At 38.4% G+C, this 18,807-nt stretch carries 16 protein-coding genes; 2 read left to right on the plus strand and 14 right to left on the minus strand.

Annotated features, from left to right (window positions below; genetic code table 11):
• Window positions 1-26: 26 nt before the first annotated feature.
• Genes A3EE_RS0111380 through A3EE_RS0111395 form a run of 4 tightly spaced genes read right to left on the minus strand, consistent with a single transcriptional unit; the run spans window position 27 to window position 4,145 of the window.
• Window positions 27-773, minus strand: coding sequence for an outer membrane beta-barrel protein (locus A3EE_RS0111380; RefSeq protein ID WP_018343571.1), 747 nt, complete (start codon window positions 771-773; stop codon window positions 27-29).
• 36 nt (window positions 774-809) lie between these two features.
• Window positions 810-1,658: a TIGR01459 family HAD-type hydrolase gene (locus A3EE_RS0111385; protein ID WP_018343572.1), complete on the minus strand. Its 849-nt coding sequence runs from the start codon at window positions 1,656-1,658 to the stop codon at window positions 810-812.
• A 55-nt stretch (window positions 1,659-1,713) separates the two neighbouring features.
• Window positions 1,714-2,760 (minus strand): hypothetical protein, encoded by a 1,047-nt coding sequence (locus A3EE_RS0111390; RefSeq protein WP_026209738.1) that lies wholly within the window; start codon window positions 2,758-2,760, stop codon window positions 1,714-1,716.
• 26 nt (window positions 2,761-2,786) lie between these two features.
• On the minus strand, window positions 2,787-4,145 hold the full coding sequence (locus A3EE_RS0111395; protein WP_018343574.1) for a glutamine synthetase family protein: 1,359 nt from the start codon (window positions 4,143-4,145) through the stop codon (window positions 2,787-2,789).
• 228 nt (window positions 4,146-4,373) lie between these two features.
• Between A3EE_RS0111395 and A3EE_RS0111400 the strand changes: the two genes are divergently transcribed.
• On the plus strand, window positions 4,374-4,811 hold the full coding sequence (locus A3EE_RS0111400; protein WP_018343575.1) for a DUF6526 family protein: 438 nt from the start codon (window positions 4,374-4,376) through the stop codon (window positions 4,809-4,811).
• On the opposite strand, the gene A3EE_RS0111405 is transcribed toward A3EE_RS0111400, so the two are convergent.
• Genes A3EE_RS0111405 through A3EE_RS0111415 form a run of 3 tightly spaced genes read right to left on the minus strand, consistent with a single transcriptional unit; the run spans window position 4,808 to window position 7,659 of the window.
• A complete protein-coding gene (locus tag A3EE_RS0111405) occupies window positions 4,808-5,275 on the minus strand; it encodes an SRPBCC family protein (RefSeq protein ID WP_018343576.1) in 468 nt (155 codons plus the stop codon). The two genes, A3EE_RS0111400 and A3EE_RS0111405, sit on opposite strands and share 4 nt — an antisense overlap.
• A gap of 6 nt (window positions 5,276-5,281) precedes the next feature.
• Complete coding sequence (locus tag A3EE_RS0111410; RefSeq protein ID WP_157446991.1) at window positions 5,282-6,238, minus strand: SGNH/GDSL hydrolase family protein; 957 nt, start codon at window positions 6,236-6,238, stop codon at window positions 5,282-5,284.
• A 2-nt stretch (window positions 6,239-6,240) separates the two neighbouring features.
• On the minus strand, window positions 6,241-7,659 hold the full coding sequence (locus A3EE_RS0111415) for an MBOAT family O-acyltransferase (RefSeq protein ID WP_018343578.1): 1,419 nt from the start codon (window positions 7,657-7,659) through the stop codon (window positions 6,241-6,243).
• 276 nt (window positions 7,660-7,935) lie between these two features.
• On the opposite strand from A3EE_RS0111415, the gene efp reads away from it, so the two are divergent.
• Window positions 7,936-8,499, plus strand: coding sequence for an elongation factor P (efp, locus tag A3EE_RS0111420; protein ID WP_018343579.1), 564 nt, complete (start codon window positions 7,936-7,938; stop codon window positions 8,497-8,499).
• A 48-nt stretch (window positions 8,500-8,547) separates the two neighbouring features.
• Here the strand turns inward: efp and A3EE_RS0111425 are convergent, their stop codons facing one another.
• The 7 genes from A3EE_RS0111425 to A3EE_RS0111455 all read right to left on the minus strand — a co-directional run bounded on the left by A3EE_RS0111425 (window position 8,548) and on the right by A3EE_RS0111455 (window position 18,685).
• Window positions 8,548-8,856: a hypothetical protein gene (locus A3EE_RS0111425; RefSeq protein WP_026209739.1), complete on the minus strand. Its 309-nt coding sequence runs from the start codon at window positions 8,854-8,856 to the stop codon at window positions 8,548-8,550.
• Between the two features lie 19 nt (window positions 8,857-8,875).
• Window positions 8,876-9,655 (minus strand): T9SS type A sorting domain-containing protein, encoded by a 780-nt coding sequence (locus A3EE_RS0111430; protein WP_018343581.1) that lies wholly within the window; start codon window positions 9,653-9,655, stop codon window positions 8,876-8,878.
• A 90-nt stretch (window positions 9,656-9,745) separates the two neighbouring features.
• Window positions 9,746-10,258, minus strand: coding sequence for a MepB family protein (locus A3EE_RS0111435; RefSeq protein WP_018343582.1), 513 nt, complete (start codon window positions 10,256-10,258; stop codon window positions 9,746-9,748).
• A gap of 19 nt (window positions 10,259-10,277) precedes the next feature.
• Window positions 10,278-10,727, minus strand: a complete 450-nt coding sequence (locus A3EE_RS0111440; RefSeq protein WP_211208932.1) for a hypothetical protein — start codon at window positions 10,725-10,727, stop codon at window positions 10,278-10,280.
• Between the two features lie 59 nt (window positions 10,728-10,786).
• On the minus strand, window positions 10,787-16,891 hold the full coding sequence (locus A3EE_RS0111445) for an alpha-2-macroglobulin family protein (RefSeq protein ID WP_018343584.1): 6,105 nt from the start codon (window positions 16,889-16,891) through the stop codon (window positions 10,787-10,789).
• A gap of 346 nt (window positions 16,892-17,237) precedes the next feature.
• Window positions 17,238-17,963, minus strand: a complete 726-nt coding sequence (locus A3EE_RS0111450; protein ID WP_018343585.1) for a DsbA family oxidoreductase — start codon at window positions 17,961-17,963, stop codon at window positions 17,238-17,240.
• Window positions 17,964-18,172: 209 nt separating this feature from the next.
• On the minus strand, window positions 18,173-18,685 hold the full coding sequence (locus A3EE_RS0111455; protein ID WP_018343586.1) for a hypothetical protein: 513 nt from the start codon (window positions 18,683-18,685) through the stop codon (window positions 18,173-18,175).
• Window positions 18,686-18,807: the final 122 nt, after the last annotated feature.

Raw genomic sequence — 18,807 nt, forward strand, 5'->3', positions numbered from 1 at the left:
TTTTTGTAATAGATGAACGCTATTTCTTAAAAGAAGTAATAAATACCTGTACCGATGCTGATTGTATTGAAGTTGAAAAACTGCAAACCGGTTGTTGTTGCCTTGGTTGTATTGCCGGTTGCATTGTCAGTTGTTTTAGAAGTACGTGAACTATATGCAATCACATTACCCAATGAAAATTCTAAACCGATTTTTTTGCCCGGCATAAATAACACACCCGGACTGATTCCGGTAGTCATATCCATGGTTTTTGTTTTGTTAGGGCCATACTCATTTGATCTTGTAACACTGGTTGCATTTCCAGCCCCATCATAATTAGTAAGTTCTTCATAGCCGGAAGTTTTTCCTGTACTGAAGGTATTGGAAAATCCTGCTTTGAGTAGAAAATTAAAATGATCACTTAATGGAAAATAATATTTTATGAAAGGTGAAACGTTTGTTCCATTCGAAGTGGTTTCGTCGTAGAAATAACTTTTTTGAGTCAATGGAATATCCGTATTTGTATTTTCATGTATATCTTTGTAACCGGCATATCCAACTGAAAGTCCGACTGCAAAACGGTTCGTAAGAAAATAACTAAGGGTTGGAGCTAGATTATACGATTTGTACGTGCGCGTATCATTGTAATGTGCTGGAGAAGAATTCGTTTCATTCACTGTTTTGTTGGAAGTGAATGCTGAAGTTAGTCCGATAGCGAACATGCCCTTTTCTAATTGGGCAAAAATGGTTTGCGAGCAAAATAGCAAACCAGCGACGAGCAATATTTTTTTCATATAGGGTAAAATTAGTTAGTTGTTTTATATTTAAAATTATTCGATTACTGCAGATTCGCAGATATGTGTTGGTACAATACCTGTAGATTTTATTTTTGTTTCAGCATCGTCAATACGTGTATTTCCTGTTAATACAAGTGCTGTATCCAACCCGAATTTATTACCACCTAAAATATCTGTATGTAAGGTGTCTCCAACCATTAAAATTTCACGTTTCGTAATGTCTGATTTTTGTCTGAGCATATCGTAGGCAAACATAAACATTTGAGAATCGGGTTTGCCAAAGCGAATGAATCGTCTGCCCAATATACTCTCAATCATTGTAGCAACACCACCAATAGCAATCGCTACATCATGTTTTGTAAGCGGGTAGGTGTTGTCGGTATTTGCTACAATTGCAGGTATGGTTCGCTTGCGTAATAAATTTACTGTTTTATTTAAATCATGAAACCAGTTGAACCCTTCGTCATCAAGTAATACAAGTGCATTCACCTCGCCAATATTACTGTCGTTGATAGCACTTACGGGCAGCAATTTTATTTCAGGAGTTTGCAAATAGTGTGCCGAGTTTTCGGTTCCTAAATAAGCTACAATACCGCCGTCCACTTTCAGATCGATGTATTCTTTTGTGATCATACCGGAAGATATGATACGATCCTCTGTAATGGCCATCAAACCAAGTTTATGATACGATTCAGCCAATTGCTTCGGACTACGGGATGCATCATTCGTAACAATATAATAATCCTGTCCTTGCTCTTTCAAATACGCAAAGGTATTTTCAATACCGGGTAATAAACCATTATAGTTTTTAAGAACACCAAAGGCATCGAAAAATATAGCTTTGTATTTTGGAAGAATGGATTTGAATGATTCGATTTGCATGTACGTTGGTTTTAGGGATTACATCTTACAGATGTATGCGCAAGGTTAGTTCGTATTAATTCAGTTTTAATGCTTCTAATATTTTACTTGCATCAAATTCTTTTTCAATAGATGGAAGGTATATTTCAAATGCTTCGGCTTGAAGTTTGGTTGCATACTTTTCATTGAAGAAGTAATTGCCGTCTTTCATCACATAGTTTAAAATGAAAAAACGATATCCTTCTTTTAAGAATAAGATCTCATTTTTTGTTAATGGATTCACCTTGTGATATTCTTCAAGGAACATAATGAAACGGTCTTCCATTAAAGGACCTATGAGATAACTAAATGCTGTGCGATCACCCACATCGGATACTACTCTGCTGAAAAAATAAAAATCCAGCATGCGGTAGCTCATTCTAAACCAGTCGTAATCCCAGCGGGAAAACAATTCGAACTTGTCGGTAACGGAAAAGTTTCCGATGTTCCAATCAATAAATATGGGCATGATATCAAATTGCTTCACGCCTAATTTATTTCGGTTCTTTAAAAATTGTTCGCAATGGTGTTTTAAATAATCCGAACGCTCGCGGGAGCCGAAAAGATTTTCGTTTGCATCCAATGCATCCAATAACTTATAAATATCGGTACGAAGTGTTTTAGAAGATTTTGGAATTACATTTCGCACTTTGGAGCAGGCTTTGTGAAACTTGCCCATTTGCTCTCCCAACTTACGGATATCGTTTTCGTCTAATCTGCGTGGAAGCCTGTTTTGTGTACGCACAGGGTTATAAAAAACAACCCATGCATCGATGTTGTTTTCCTGATATCGGAATGTATATACCTGATTGTTTTTAAGCAGTGATTTGCCTAATACATTTTCAAAAGGGTATAATAAATTATTTGAAAGTGCATGAATGATGCGATGGTCTTCTTTGAAATTTTCATATTGTCCAAAGAAAGATATTTTTGCAATTACAATATCATCGTCTACAAAGGTTACTCTGTGAACGTGGTTGGTAGATACTTTTGCACTTATATCTTCAATTTTTTTTATCTCTTTGCTATTATCAAACCCTTGCCAGGCTTTACTGATAATGGTTGAGAAATCCTTTAATTCCATTGACTGTGTATGTTCTGTGCGGTTATTTAAATGATTTCCATGTAGCGTTTTAATTCCCAATCGCTCACATGTTTTGAAAATTGTCTCCATTCCCATTCACGGGTTGCCGTGAAATGTTCTACAAATTCAGCACCAAATAATTCTTTTGCTATGTCAGACTTTTTCATGATCTGTGTGGCATCCATTAAATTGCCTGCAATACTGCCGTTTGATTTATTGCTGTATCCGTTTCCAGTTGTAGCTTGTACGTTCAATGACAGCTTATGTTTTATTCCATACAAGCCAGATGCTAATGAAGCTGCCATTGCCAGGTAAGGGTTTGTATCTGCACCCGAAACACGCTGTTCCAAACGGCATGCTTTATGCGAGTGATTTAACACACGCAGGGCAGTAGTACGGTTGTCAAATCCCCAGGTAATCGTTGTGGGCGCCCATGCACCTTCTACCAAACGTTTGTAGCTATTCACTGTTGGGGCCAGCATTGGAACGATATGCGGTAAACAATACAATTGACCTGCCAGATATTGATTGAACAATTCACTCATATTATGTTCTGCGTTTGCATCATAAAATAAGTTTTTTGTTTTATCGGTGTTCCATAAACTCTGGTGAATATGGCCGCTGCAGCCCGGAAGCTTTTCACTGATCTTAGCCATGAATGTAGCTATGATTCCGTGTTTGTTTGCTATCTCTTTTACAGATGTTTTAAGCAATGCTGCATTGTCGGCTGCTTTTAAAATTTCATCGTGAAAGTATGCTGCTTCATATACACCCGGACCTGTTTCCGTATGCAGTCCTTCGATCGGAATATTGAAGGCACATAATAAATCGAACAGATCGTTGTAGTATGCATCTTCTAGGGAAGTACGAAGTATGGAATAACCAAACATGCCCGGTGTAAGCGGAGTTAGCTGATGAAAGTTTTTTTCTTCTAAGCTTTGTGGCGTTTCTTTAAAATTGAACCATTCGAATTCCTGTGCAAACGATGGTACAAAGCCCATTGACTTGCATTCGGAAGCTATCTTTTTTAAAAGTGTTCTCGGACAAACAGCCAGATCTGTTAGATCATTTTTTTTATAATCCGCAAGAAAGAATGGCGTATTGTTGTCCCATGGAATAACGCGGAAGGTATCAAGATCTATGTGTGCAAGCTTATCGGGATAGCCGCTTTGCCAACCGGTTAGTTCAACATTATCGTAACAGGCATCTGCACTGTCCCAGCCAAAAACTACATCGCAAAAACCAATTCCATCTTTTAGACCTTCTAAAAATTTAGTAGTATGAATAAGTTTTCCTCTCAACACACCATCAATATCTGTAAAGGCAAATTTTATTTTATGAATTTCGTTGTTGTGTAAATAATCAACAATCTCTTTTTCAGTCATACATGCTAAAGTTAAAAGGTGCGTGTAACTATTGATTGATAAAATCTTTCATTCATACCCAATTTAGTATAAATTAAGGAAATTAAACACTATTTGGAGGGGCAAATTAGAACATAAAACAATTCGTCGGACCACAAAAAAGTGGTCTGACGAATGATGTTACTCAAGTGGTCAGACGGCTTTTTGTCCGTCCGACCACTTTGCAACTTATTTAATTATCGTAGATTTATGAAAGCACAAAATTACTCAAACCACACGCGTTATTATACTCCGCATCATTTCGTTTTTTATCCTGTCGTGCTTACCTGTGCAGGGGTATCCGCGTATTTGGTGTTTCAGCAGGCAGGTAGTGCGCTTATATGGTTGGCTATTATGGGTTTGTTTCTATTACTTGCGGCCTTATCTTTTATGATGCGCCAGCATTATGCATTGAACAATCAAAATAGGATTGTCCGGCTTGAAGTTTACTACAGGTATTTTGCCAGTACGAACAAACGATTGGATACGCTTGCAAAACCTTTGTCGTTTTCTCAGTTGGCGGCACTTCGTTTTGCTTCTGATGAAGAATTTGCAACACTCACGGATCGTGCCATACAGGAAGATTTATCCGCGGATGAGATTAAACGATCGATTAAAAATTGGAAGCCTGATTATATGCGGGCTTAATGTTGAGTTTTTGCCAGACGTTCTGCTTCTGTTTTAATTACCTCGTTTCGGTGTATTAAGAAGTTCCGCATGTATGTAGTCAGGAAGATTTGATTCACGAGTTTTCCTAAAATACCCAGAGGAGATTCAAACTGAAACACATCGATCATGCGCGTATAATTTTCTTCGACTTCAAAAATATGCTCGTGTTTCATCGAAGCAAACGCACCCTGAACCATTTCATCTACAAAATAAACAGGTGCATTAAATGCAGTAATTTTACTGGTGAATGTTTGCCAGACTCCCAGATGTTTAGCGCGCCAGGTAACAGATTCACCCATATCAATGAGTCCGCTCGTTTTGCCGGCAATAGCTGTTTCCCCCGTATGTTTGGTTGACTCCAAATGTATGTCAATGCTTCTTGAAACATCAAAACAAATTTCGATAGGGGCAAGGATGTTGGTTTCTAATCGAATGGTGGACATGACTTTTTATTTACGTGATAAACTATCGGCAAGCATCTGTGTATAGATTCTGCTTCCTATGTCGTTGGTATGAATCGGATCAGAAAAGCAGCGTGCTTCTTGCCATGTTTTTGAAGCAGTAAAATCAATGTATCGAGCACCGTATTGTTCTTCCAGAAAGTGTACATACCTTGTATGGTATGTTCTGTCGAACAATGCCATGCTGTAATACGGTGCTGATACCAAAATGATCTGTATGTTATTTTCCTTCGCCAATTTTAATGTAGCTAATAAATATTTTTCAGCACGTGGGCCAATATATATAATTCCGGGAGCAGCATATTTTTCACCCTTAAATGTGTGGTTTGTAATCAGCTGTTCTCCATTTGTTGTGTTGTATGGAATAGCTACCTGTTTATGTTCAGTAAAATAAGCAAGAGCAGAATCAACTTTAAAGTACTGATTAAATTCTGCGTAGCGGCTGAACGGCAGATAATCCCACAGATATAAATGCCAGCTGTCGGTGTAGTCTGCATATACATCACGCACATGTGCTTGTTGATAATACGGGAAAAAATCGAAGTGCTTCAATACAAGTGGTGTAAGTACTTCAATATCTTTTTTTGTATGTCTTCCTTTAAACAGATCCAAAGATAAGATCAATGATTTTGCGGTATTTCCATTTTTTAAATACTGCTGAAAAAGCAAATAGCTTTCTCCGTACGAAGAGCCTGATGTAGCAATATTCAGCGAAGAACTCTGCATGGATCGATCAAAATCCTGCATTGCAATCATGTTGGCCATTCTGGACGAACCTAGAAATAAATAATCGACATGTTTGTCTTTTAATTCCATTGCCCATCTGACTTTCGTGCGTGAGCCGTAATACTTTTGCTGATACATATTCAGTATAGAGTACATACCATAACTGATTAGAATCAGCATAGATACAAACAGACTTATTTTTATAACGAATGACTTCATAATTAAAATTGAAAGTAAATGAAATCACTGTTTTTATGAAAAGACATATTCATAAGTATGATAAAGGCAAGACAGATGTATACAGGCCAAGCTATCCATTGGCTGGGAAAATGGATGGGTTTAAATCCATCTTTTCTGAAATAGATCCATTCTATGTTCAGTAAGAATATCAGCGGCAGTAAGATGCTTATTGGAAATACAGTTAAATAAGAAGTTGTGATGAATGAATTGCCAAATAAATGTTTGATGTATGCCATTGCTTCTGTAAGGCTTGCTGCACGGAAAAAGATCCATGCAAAGCAAATGGCAACAAATACAAGAAACATCTGCAGGTAATCTGTTACAGAATAATTTTTTTCTTTCGAATCCATTTTTAAAAAAAGATACGGAATAAAATAAATGGCGTTCAATAATCCCCAGACGATGAATGTCCAGTTTGCGCCATGCCAAAAACCGGATACAAGAAAAATGATAAAGGTATTTCGTAAGGTAACAGCCATTCCTTTTTTATTTCCACCCAGTGGAATGTATACATAATCTTTGAACCACGTTGTAAGTGAAATGTGCCAGCGTCTCCAGAAGTCAGGAATGGAACGGGCAAAGTAAGGTGTTTTAAAATTGGTTGTTAATTCAATTCCAAATAATTTACTGATGCCTAATGCCATGTCGGTATACCCGCTGAAGTCGCCATAGATCTGGAATGCAAAAAACACAACACCTAATAGGAGTTGCAATCCCGAAAGTGCTTCGTAATGAGCGAATGCATTATTTGCATAGTGTGCACACGTGTCGGCGATCACAACTTTTTTAAACAACCCCCAAAGTAATTGCTGTAAGCCTGCTGTTGCTTGTGCGTAATTAAATATTCGTACGTGTTGAAACTGAGGAATGAGATCTTTAGCCCGTTGTATGGGGCCTGCAACCAACTGCGGAAAGTAGCTCATGAAAGAGAGATAGACGATCGGATCTTTTGTAGCCTGAATGTGTTTGCGGTATACATCAACAATATAGCTGATGTTGTGAAAGGTATAGAAGCTGATTCCGATCGGTAAGATCCAGTGAAGCGTTATAAAATCAGCCTCGAAGCCAAGCTTGTGTATGAGTGTTTCGGTTGAGTCTATAAAGAAGTTCAGGTATTTAAATGCTGCCAGAAACAATACATTAATAACTATGGAAAGCGTTAGCAAGCGCTTGCGGATGCGCTCTTCCGGCGTGCTATCCATCCACCAGCCAATACCGAAACCAAGTAACGAACTGAAGGAAATTAAAAACAAGAAACGCCAATCCCACCAACCGTAAAACACATAACTGCTTACAAAAACAAATGCATTTTGAAGACGGATATTTTTATTAAAGACAAACCAGTAGCCTATAAAAAAGAGTATTAAGAAAAAGGCAAACGGAATGGAATTAAAGAGCATAATAAGGAAAGGCTTTCGGGTGTGAAGATACAGAAATATCCTGCAAGGTGTAAGCCTGTTTTCAGGATTGAAAGTTGGGATATAATTCTTTAAAACAGCTTTATAGGAGAAAAACGAAAAAGGAGCGAAAATCAGGAATCTTAATTTTACAAATGACTGATAGTAAGTTGTTAATATATAGTGTATTACTTGTATTCTGAGAGAATTTATTTGCCAATCTCACTTTCTGTGAATACCTTTATAATCGCTTAAAAATTACAATATTAAAATTTATATATGGCTACTACTTCAGATATCTCAAAAGGATGTTTTTTCAAACAGGATGGTGAACTTCTAACAGTATTAAGTTACGATCACATTACGCCTGGAAAAGGCAATGCAATTTATTCTACAAAATGCCGCAATGTTAAAACCGGAAAACAAAGTGAAGTTCGTTTCAGATCTGGCGAGAAGGTTGACATCGTTCGTGTAACAGTTGTAGAGATGCAATATTTATATGAAGAAGGCGATTCGTTGGTTTGTATGAATCAGGAAACGTTCGAACAAATTTCAATTCCTAAAGTAGCTTTTGGTGATGCAATCAAATTTGTAAAAGAAGAAATGATCTTATCGATTCGCTTCGACGACGAAGAGCAGCCGTTAGATGGCTTGCTTCCTAAGCATGTTGAATTGGAAGTAACGTATACGGAAAAAGGAATCAAAGGAGATTCTACTTCTAAATCATTAAAACCTGCTGAAGTAGGAGATGGAGTAAAAGTTTCTGTTCCGTTATTTGTTGAAACGGGTGATAAAATCAGAATCAATACAGAGACGGGCGAATACGTTGAACGTGTGAAGTAATTCTTAAAAAATAAATAATAAAAAGAGAGGAGTGAAGTCGCTACGATTTCACTCCTCTCTTTTTTTAAGTAATATAAATGAAGTGATCCGCTCTGTTATAAATGCATAAAATAATCCATTAAACACTAGACCAGACAAAAACAGATACATGCGTCCATTTGTTATGAATTCCCATAAAAGCGTATGTGTGGGAAAACGTAAGATATAGAATAATTTAGCAAATATAATCCAAACAGGATTTGTTCCGATTGTGCCTTCATCTTCTGCAGCAGCTGCAATCAATGCTACAAAAATTAATATCCAGAAAAATAGTAACAGAAGAATAAATAAAACAACATTGAATTTTATATGTTTCATTTTTAATAATGAATTTTTTTTATTGCTTGACAAACTTTATTGTTTCCCGTTCTCTGTCTCCAAGGAGCATAAAATAAAAACCAGCTTGTAATTCACTAATATCAACTACAGTTGTTTCATCAGTTAATACGCCCGTTCTTAGCTCCGTTCCGGAAATGTTTGTAATGCGATAGGTTTCGCCGATAAGACTTGGTTGTGTATTGATCGTAACCTGATCGCTTGCCGGGTTGGGATAAAAATTAATTACAGCAGAATTGTTTGCCTGCGTAATTGCTGTTGTATTACCGCAATCGATTCCCAGGAAATAGGTAAACGTCGTATTGGTGTATTTTTTAAAACCCTTACCAGTGGTTGGTATGCCATCGGTGAAAGTCATTGTTTTGTAATAGATAACATTGTCGTTTAGTGTCTTTGAATACGTATGGCTACCATCTGCGCTGTATACCGCCATAATCCAGTAGTCTCCCACATCAAGAAAGGTAGGTGTAACGGCAAGAGAAATAATTCCTGATTTAACTGTTCCTGCAGCAGTTTCTGCAATGAGAGCTCCCACAGTATCAGCTTCACTTTTATACAAAGCCATTTTCACACTGCTTTGTGAATTTCTTCCAAGTAAATTTAAAGACTTTAGCGTACCTGCATTGGATAAAGTAAACTTAATACCCAATAAATAATTTTTATAAATAGGATCAGCCGGATTTGTATATCCTGTAGAACTTTCGTTTCCAATGTTGCAGTTTGTTGCAGCAAACGTAGAGATGGAAATTAAAAACAAGAATAAAAAGATACTGTTTTTCATTTTAAAAGGAGTTTACACACAAAGCTTAAATTGTGAAATTATATATAAATGTAGCAAACATTCATTGAAGTTTTAAGGATTAGAGAAATGTTATTGTCCGGTTAATAATTTCCTCATGCGGTCTTCTAAGTGCTCATTTTTGATTGCTAAGAAAAAACCAGATTGCCACGCTTGTGTTGCCAAAGCTTGCTTGCTGGTTGGTTGATCCCAGGGCGGATATACACGGATCCCCCGCTTTCCTGATGAACCCTTTCTGCTTACAATACCTTTATCTGCTAAAATGGGTATTGGGAAAATAAATTGACCAATGTTCTCATCGCTTCTGACAGTGATAATAATAAAATCTATTCCATCGGAAACATCAAAAGGAGCAGTAATACCTTCTGCATTCCGTTTCCAGATAGTAACAAACTGTCCGATTTTAGTTGGTGTAATTTTAGAGCAACGATGTTCAATTTTATTTCCATTTAATTCATAAGAACAGGCAGCATATTCTGTACTTTCCGTATGCTGCTGGAAATTTTTAAACTCCAAACCACAAACATCATAGATCAGTTCTTTTGCAAGGAGCAGGTCGCTGTGAAGGGAGTTGGGTGATGTCATGGTTGGAAAAATTTTATTCTTAACTTATTATTTTGCCTTTGCATAAGACTACCAATTTTTCTGTGCACTCTTTTACTTTATTATAATAAATCAATAATGCTATTATATAGCCGACTAGCGAAAACCCTCCATATACTTTCCATCCAAAAGGGAACATTGCGCAATCCATTAGCCAATTAGTGGTAGCTAGGATAATAATAAGAGTTATATTAATTATAAAAACACTCCACCAAAAAATACTCATTTCAGTCGAAAGATTGAAAGCCAGTTCTATTTCATTGAACTCATTTTTTTGAACAAGTATACCATTGATTTCTGGTCTCAATTGATTTTTCATTCCATAATCAAAGAGTTGATAAAGTCTGAATGAGTTTTCGGCAATGCTACCTTCGAATAAGGAAGAAGTGTTTTTTTCGTTATAAGGCTCTGTAACGTTGTGTAATCTTTTCCATATATCTTCTTTTGACATTTTACTTTTTATAGTTATACGCTTTTTAAAATTCATGTTAAATAATTTTAAATGCCATATTATTTAATATTCACGCGTATGCCCTGTGAATGCGCATTAAACTCTGGTGCATACATGCATTGAATATTTGTGATACCGTTTGAGAAATTACCTGCATTGTTCACACGCAGACTGTATTCAAACACATAGGTTCCTCTTGGTAAATAACCAATAAAGAAATCGGTTGACGCATCACGTGTGCTTTCATAATAACCAAAACTTCCGTTCCATTTAGCACCTGATAAAACATTCAATGGCTCGAAGCCTGCTGCACGCATATCCTGTAAGTGTACATATTCCAGATCGCGGTCGGTACGAATGATGAGTTTTACTTTCACCAGATCTCCGGCTTTTAAAACAGTACTCGCCGTAACAGGCGTAAGTACTGTGCCGGTGTCTGTTTGTAAAACCAGCATCAATTCCTTCGTTAACTGAACCTGTGTATTTTTATGTGTCGTGATCTTATCAAGATCTTCGTAATACTGCCAGTGTAAAGCTCCCCAGGCAATGCCTTCGCCTTGCTTGCTCAGTGTTACTTTCGACATCTCCGGTTTTATTTCTGTAGTGTTCCATACTTTTGTCTTAGTCGGACTAAGTTCATTTTTCGGGAAATCTACTTTTGTATTTCCTAGGGTTACACTCAGAGTAGTGTCTTCATTTAGCCACGATGTTCCATTCAACAACAATGCGTAACATGCTTCGGTTGTTGCTTTGGTTGTCTTCCAGTGTGTAGTCTGTTTTTGTGTTAACAGCCAGAAGCGCATTAGATCAACGGATGCACGGTCTTTCGCAGTTTCTTCAAAGAATTCGATCAGTAAGGCCTGACGCTCGATCGGAGCCTGATACCAGTAATATCCTTCGTTTGCTTTCCAGTACATGCCTTTATCTTCGCTAATGATCGCACGTTCTTTAAAGGATTTATGCATCAATCCGGAAAGCTGTGTGTTGCCATCACGAAATGCGGCAAGGCCAATCAATCCTTGTTCATATAAACTGTATTCGGTCCAGTATTTACGCGACTGATCTTTGTAAAATTGCAGTGCTTTTGCAAGATCGCCTTCTGCAGTCCGTTGATAGAAGCTTCTTCCATATAAATAATGAACCTCCATAGAAGATGGTCGTACCTCTTCAAGAATAACTTCTTTGCGTTTCGCACGCGCCAATAATTCTTTGTAATCTTTTAATAACTCACCATCGCAATATGTCAATGCTTTTTCAGTCATGTCAGCGATCTGCTCATCGTTTCTACCCTGAATGCCTAAGTGTTTCAGATGGCCCAATCCGGTAAGAATATGCTGCGTAATGTAACGATCTTCGCGCATACCCGTGAACCATGGGAAAGCGCCGTTGCTTAACTGCATTTTTTCAAGCTTACTGATCGCACGATCTAATTCGCTGTTCATGCGGGTAAGATCAAACAACAGACCAATGCGTCGCTTTTGTTCTGTTTCATTTTCAGCATCGCGCAACCACGGTGTTTGTTCCAACAACAACATTTTCAGTTCCTGATTTTTTTCAAGATTTGAAAGCAAGGCATCCGGTTCCAGATCTTTCCAAAGATCAAACATGCGCTTTAACGCCGGACTGCTATTGGCAACAAAGCCTGCAAGTGAGTTGGCATAATAACGGCTAAAGGTTTGTTCCGCACATTCGTATGGATATTCTGCAAGATAAGACAAGGCCTGTACCGCATACCATACGGGGTTCGGAGTCAACTCGAGTGTTAATCGGTGATTAACCAGTGTAGTAGATTTATGTGTGGCAAGTTTTTCCAGATTGTATGTTTTCGTTTGACCTTTTGTAACAACCATCGGTACACTTTCTGTAACCAGCATGCGATTTGAGAATACAGGTATAACGTTCTCTTCTCCATCGCTGAAATTTCCTGCTGTTGCAACTACTCGATAGGTGATGGCCTGATAACCGCCCGGTACGTTGATCGACCAGTTCTTAACCTCACTTGGTGTGTTTGCTTCTCCAAAGAATTTTATAGCGTCTGTGTTGCCTAGCTCTTTATCGATCGGCTTCATCGTTGCCGCATCAAACAAGTATAAGGTTACGGTTCCTTTTAATGGTGCACCGCTTAGGTTCGTTACTTTTGCTGACAATACAAGTTGATCGCCTTCGCGTAAGAAACGCGGAGCATTCGGTACAACCATCAGATCTTTTTGTGTAACGACTTCCTGTTGGGTATAGCCATAACTCATGTCTGTTGTATGGGCTAGTCCCATCATCTTCCAGCGGGTAAGGGCTTCAGGCATGCTGAAGTTTAATACAACATTACCTGCGCTATCTGTTTTCAGATCCGGGAAGAAGAAGGCTGTTTCTCTGAAGTCCTTACGGATAGCAGGTTGCTGCACCTCTTCGGGTTTGGAGTCTGTTGTAAGTGGTTCAGGTTTTGCAAGCGGCCCATTCCCGGCACTACCCGAAGAAGAAAATTGGTATGTTACATTGCTGCTTGCCATAGGAGCAGCAGCAGCCATGTCCGCGGATACAGATAGTTCTGATTCTTCTTCTTTCGCTCCTCCAACAGACATAGATTTTTTTCTCATTTCTCTTCCACCATAACCTCCGTAATTTCTTCCGAACGTATAGTTGAACCAATTGAATTGATCATAGTATTTATATGAACCATAACCTGCATTTCTGTAATAATCCCAGATCGTAAAATCATCTGTGCCGAACGTAGGATTGCTGTAATTGTTCCAGCTTAGTCGATTGCTGTTTTCAGAATACAGATTAACAGGCCAGTAGTGCGGCTTGAATGCATCAAGCGAAGCATCGTACATGCCAGCTAATAATTCTGCTGCCATTTTTTCTCCGTTCGTTTTCTTAATGGTCAAACGCCATTGTTCCGCTTGTCCGGGTAAAAGCTTATTGCGGAACGTTTCCCAATGAATACTTAGTTCTTTGTTTGTGAACGGAACATAAATGCTGGATGTACCTGCATATACACGATTGTTATGAACAAACGCATAATGTACAGCCAGACCTCCGCGATCTTCTTCAGTGATCAGTTGTTCAATGCGCTTGATGTCGTTTTTAATAGATAGAAATTCTTTACGCAGAATAACTCCATTGCGCTCTATTTCACAGATCACATGTATGTCTGTAAAAGAAGAACCCAGTTCGAACACCGCTTTGTTTTGGGGCTCTGTAGAAGTTGGAGATACATTTGTCCACTCTGCCATTGCATACGGAAGCTTATCACTGTGCGGATCTGTTTTGGTGAAATTTGCCTGAGCAATGCTTTCAACTTTATCTGCATCCAGCGCAGATACTTTTACAACATACTGTCCGGTTTCCCAATTTTCCGGAAGGATTATTTCGCCTGCTTTGTCAACGGTTGTATGCAGCACCGTTTCGAGGATCAGTTTTTGCGGATAGTTTTCGATCTGTGTTTCGTTTTCGTATTCATCTTCCGGAAATAATTTGTGGAATGCAGCTTCGCTTAGCAGCGGTTTATCCGGAGTATCCCAAAGTCTTCTGCGCAATACTTTTTTCGGAGCTTCCAGTTTGAATACCTGAACACGAATGGTTGCGGATTCCGGTTGACCGGATTGATTGCTTGCCCGTACAGACAACGTTGTTGATTTTCCTTTTTCAATCGTTGCAGGGATTTGTATGCTTAAGTTTAAAGAAGAATATCCGATCGAAACAGAAAGTTCATCGCTGTGTGTTTCGCCATTGATATCAATTACATCTGCGTATACGGTATAAACAAAGGTAGGCTTGCTGTCCGGAGAAACGGATGCATCGGGTTGTGCTGCAAACGTTACCGTAAATGCACCATCGTTATCTGTAGTTGTTGATCCGGTTGCAATAACAGTTTCCTGATTGCTGAAACTACTCCAATATTTCGAATACCAGTATGGGATCTGTGCACGGCGAACCACACGATATGTAACTTCAGCACCATCAACGGCATTGCCTGCATACGCTTTGGCTATTGCTTTGACCTGCACCTGCTGATTGAGTTTATACTGTCCGGTTAACGGCTGCATGCGTACTTCAAACTTCGGACGTTTGTATTCTTCCACATTGAAATAGGCGTTTGCCATATCATCACCGCTTATGTGCATACTTCCTGTGAGCGAGCCTACAGGAGCGGTGAAGCTTCCTTGTACAGAACCGAACTCATTGGTTATAAGATCCAGATACGAAACTTCTTTGTAGTTGGCATCATATAGCGTAACACGGACCTGTGATTTTTTTGCAACGGCGAATGTGTTTCGTGCTTTAGAATCGTATACGATTCCTTTGAAATAGATCGTTTGTCCCGGTCGATAAATAGAGCGGTCTGTGAAGAGCATCATCGAACGTTCATAGAACCGATCGTTGTTGTATTCTTCGTCTTTGTATAAATAAAATCCGGATGATTTTCTGTTGTCGCAAACCAGACGATCGTTTTTTGTACTGATGTCAAAGTTTACATAACCCGAACGTTTGTTATCTGTAATTGATACTTCTACATATCCATTGGCATCACTGGTAAATTCTCCGATGATTTTTTTCTTGTTCTTGCGTGCTGTGTAATCGTATTCAAGTGAAAAGGCGCGTACTTTCGCATCCTTGATCGGCTTGCCTGTATCGCGACTCAATACATATACCTGCGTTTTTCCTTCGACCCCACGTGCAATGAACGAGATGTTTGAAACCGTGGTAAACGTATAACCCAGAATTGCTTTTTCTTTTTCAATTTTAGAAACATCTGATGCAACGATCAGATACATGCCAGTAGGAAGTGCTTCTGTAACAACTTCTGTTGTATGCTCACGTAGCTGTGGGTCTTTGATCAGATCAACCGACCATTTTTTAATCGCGGTACGTTCAATGTAAGGTTTAAAGAGATCAAACCGGTTTACATCGTATCTATAATTGAGATCACTTTGAAGTTTATCAACTTCTTCAGGAGTTATTGCAATGATCCGAAAAGATACAGTTGGTACGTTGTTGTAGGTTACACGTATGCGAAACGGCTGCATCGGAAGATTCACTTCTTCCATTGTCAGGTTCAGCGAAGGTTTCAGAATGGTGTTCTTCAGATTGTCGCAATTATGTGCTCCATCTGAATTCGGAAAGCGTGCCATTGCAGCATCGCAGATCTGGATGCTTTTAATATTTGCATCCGGATACATGTAGGCATTGTTTATTCCGGAATTGATCTTTGAACGTTCGTGCCAGATCACAGCAATCTCAAAACTTACGTCCGTTGATATCGGGAGCTTCAGAGAAGTCTGTTCAAGTTTGAGTAAAGTCGCAAGCTGAAGATCGGCTGCATTACTTAAGCCGGTATTTGCGGAAACAAATTTTAATCGTGCCAATACAAGATCAATTAATATCGTTTGATCTGCATCTTTCAAATGTACTTTTTCCAGATCCTGCATAAGCTGCATTGCATATAAATGAAGGCTTAAGGCATCATGACTCTGTATGTTCAGTACAATGAATTCCGGAGAATTTGAAAAATAATTTACATCATTCAGATTGAATTGCTCGGCCGGCCGGGAAACACTTGCTTCGCTTGATTTGAAAAAATCTAATGCTTTTTTACCAAGGAAATCATAGAGATTCGCAGTATGTACGTGATTTCCGCTTCTATAAATAAGCTGTTTGAAAACATCTGTATTGAATTTGAGTAACGCATCTTTATCTTTTAAGGAAGCCTTAAATGCTTTTATAGAAGCTTCAAGGATCGTCTTCTGATCCCAGGTTTGTATGTCGGTGTCATCTACATTTGTTGAAGCACTGATGTTTGAATTATATCTTCTGCGTTGAAAATATTGCCAGTACATTTCGCCCAGCATGGATTGTAGTATTGCGTTGGCAGGGAAGGAGGCTGTTTTAATTTCCTGACGAACAAATTCGATGTCTTTTTCAAAAGCATCTTCTTCAGACATATCGTTGCAGCGCATGATGTAGATCAAGGCTTTGATCTGATTGTCTGGATCATTTTTTTCTACAGCCTCTCTGTATAAAAGGTGAAGATCTGTTAAAGCAGATTTAGGTAAAGATTGGTTTAAGTATTCATCAATTTTGTCCCAGCGTTGTTTCATGCCATCAGTTTGTGCCATTGCAAGAGTAAGTGTAAAGAATGATAAAATGGTTACGATTAAAAATCTCATAAGATCTCAGATTAAGTCTACGGATTCGGTCTGTACAACTAACGTACAGATTGAATATAGGGTTAAGTTCAACATCCTGAAGCAGAAAAGCAAAAGATGTACCAATACCTTAACGTTAATAAAACAGAATAATGTATCTGGCTCATGCACAAATAGATTTGCTTAACCGTTGGCTAAAGCCAACGGCAATGAAAGCCGAGTATCTCTCTGAGTAAGAAATGCTCGGCTTTCATTGCCGTCACATTTATGTGACTGATGTTATCTAGATAATGGTATAATAAAAAAAGCGGCATACACAGGATTCGATTCCTTTGTATACCGCTTTCATATTATTGGCTTTACTCAATTATTCACATATACCATCCGTTGTGCAGGTAGGTCCTTCAGATACTTCGAACGGAGATGTTGGGTTTTCTTTGCGCCATTCAGAAAAAGATTTTTCCAGTGTTTCTAAAAACGCCTGCGGAGGTTGTGCACCCGAAACAGCGTACTTACGGTCAAATACAAAGAACGGAACACCCCGTACACCCAACTGCTGCGCTTCTTCAATATCTTGTCTTACTTTATAGGCATAGCTATCATCTGTCAGAGCTGTTTTAACTTCTGCTTCCGTTAAACCAATGTCTTTGCCTAATTCTATCAATACTTCTGCACTACCAAAGTTTTTTCCTTCTGTGAAATACGCATAGAACAAACGTTCTTCAGCCGCATCGCCCAGACCTTTTGTTTTTGCCAGCTGAATCATACGATGCGCATTGAATGAATTTGCGATCACCGCTTTGTCAAAGTTGTACTCCAGTCCGGCTTTTTTTGCTGTTGCCACAACACTCTCGTGCATCTGAACGGATTGTTCATAGCTCATGCCTTTCCGATCTGCCAGGTATTGATACACATTTTCTTCTACAGCTTGCGGAATGTTCGGATCAAGCTGAAAACTTTTCCAAACAATCTCTATGTTGCTGCTGTCAGCAAATTGCTTTAAACCAGTTTCATAATTTCGTTTTCCGATGTAGCAGAAGGGACACATAATGTCGCTCCATACTTCTACCTTCATTTTATTTGTTGTTGCCATGAAATTCTTTTTTATACTTTATTTAAGACAAAATTCAGGATAAATCAGTTCATTATAATTTATAATTGAAACAGATATCTTCGTTTTCAGTGAAGGCATCCGTTAATAAATAAAACGTCGTCGGGATTTAAAACCTCGACGACGTTATGAAAAGCTGTGTACAATCCAATAATCCTTTTAATCCAATAAATCCAAATCTCAGACAAGTTTTATCCATTCATCGGAATCTTCTTATTTTTCAGTGCGTCAACAAGTAGGATCAATAGCAATAGTACAGCCACCAACGAAACTTCTTCTGAATAAGGCATGTGAAACATGGCTAACGAGCGGCCAAATACTATGAGGAAGGTTAATGCAAATTTTAATAATTGAGGCCATTGTGTCCGTTTGTGTTTGATCATATGATACAGATAGATCAGTGGGATGCTTATATAACCCATAAACATGATCTCTTGTGCGTTCGACCAATGCATAAATCTCATGAGTAAACCAATGGTGAAAATAGAAATTCCCAATCGGGTGAACCGATACTCATCGGATTGTATGAATATTCCATTCTTGGCAAGAATATACGTCCCTGTGAATATAAAAAGAATGACACCTATCCGTAAAGGAGTATCATTATCTATATTCCCGATCGCAATCCCAATGCCACCAAAGATGCCTAAAGCCAAGGCAAAGGAGAGGATAATAAAAAGTATTTTATTGTTTACAGTAAGCATAGGAATCGGAGATTATTCTTGTTCAATTGTATCGCTAACTAGTTGTACCGTTTTTTTCTTATAGTTAACAATTATTTTAATTGTCAACTATACTATTTTTGATGCTATAGTATCTTGCGCAT

This window comes from Cytophaga aurantiaca DSM 3654 (assembly GCF_000379725.1).
GTDB lineage: Bacteria > Bacteroidota > Bacteroidia > Cytophagales > Cytophagaceae > Cytophaga > Cytophaga aurantiaca.

What these genes read in the sequence shown, in the direction of transcription:
- A3EE_RS0111385 (WP_018343572.1), bottom strand. Translation starts at nt 1,658, where the DNA reads ATGCAAATCGAATCATTCAAATCCATTCTTCCAAAATACAAAGCTATA.
- A3EE_RS0111435 (WP_018343582.1), bottom strand. Translation starts at nt 10,258, where the DNA reads ATGACATCACCCAACTCCCTTCACAGCGACCTGCTCCTTGCAAAAGAA.
- A3EE_RS0111425 (WP_026209739.1), bottom strand. Translation starts at nt 8,856, where the DNA reads ATGAAACATATAAAATTCAATGTTGTTTTATTTATTCTTCTGTTACTA.
- A3EE_RS0111430 (WP_018343581.1), bottom strand. Translation starts at nt 9,655, where the DNA reads ATGAAAAACAGTATCTTTTTATTCTTGTTTTTAATTTCCATCTCTACG.
- A3EE_RS0111455 (WP_018343586.1), bottom strand. Translation starts at nt 18,685, where the DNA reads ATGCTTACTGTAAACAATAAAATACTTTTTATTATCCTCTCCTTTGCC.
- A3EE_RS0111410 (WP_157446991.1), bottom strand. Translation starts at nt 6,238, where the DNA reads ATGAAGTCATTCGTTATAAAAATAAGTCTGTTTGTATCTATGCTGATT.
- efp (WP_018343579.1), top strand. Translation starts at nt 7,936, where the DNA reads ATGGCTACTACTTCAGATATCTCAAAAGGATGTTTTTTCAAACAGGAT.
- A3EE_RS0111440 (WP_211208932.1), bottom strand. Translation starts at nt 10,727, where the DNA reads ATGTCAAAAGAAGATATATGGAAAAGATTACACAACGTTACAGAGCCT.
- A3EE_RS0111395 (WP_018343574.1), bottom strand. Translation starts at nt 4,145, where the DNA reads ATGACTGAAAAAGAGATTGTTGATTATTTACACAACAACGAAATTCAT.
- A3EE_RS0111405 (WP_018343576.1), bottom strand. Translation starts at nt 5,275, where the DNA reads ATGTCCACCATTCGATTAGAAACCAACATCCTTGCCCCTATCGAAATT.
- A3EE_RS0111400 (WP_018343575.1), top strand. Translation starts at nt 4,374, where the DNA reads ATGAAAGCACAAAATTACTCAAACCACACGCGTTATTATACTCCGCAT.
- A3EE_RS0111390 (WP_026209738.1), bottom strand. Translation starts at nt 2,760, where the DNA reads ATGGAATTAAAGGATTTCTCAACCATTATCAGTAAAGCCTGGCAAGGG.
- A3EE_RS0111415 (WP_018343578.1), bottom strand. Translation starts at nt 7,659, where the DNA reads ATGCTCTTTAATTCCATTCCGTTTGCCTTTTTCTTAATACTCTTTTTT.
- A3EE_RS0111380 (WP_018343571.1), bottom strand. Translation starts at nt 773, where the DNA reads ATGAAAAAAATATTGCTCGTCGCTGGTTTGCTATTTTGCTCGCAAACC.
- A3EE_RS0111450 (WP_018343585.1), bottom strand. Translation starts at nt 17,963, where the DNA reads ATGGCAACAACAAATAAAATGAAGGTAGAAGTATGGAGCGACATTATG.
- A3EE_RS0111445 (WP_018343584.1), bottom strand. Translation starts at nt 16,891, where the DNA reads ATGAGATTTTTAATCGTAACCATTTTATCATTCTTTACACTTACTCTT.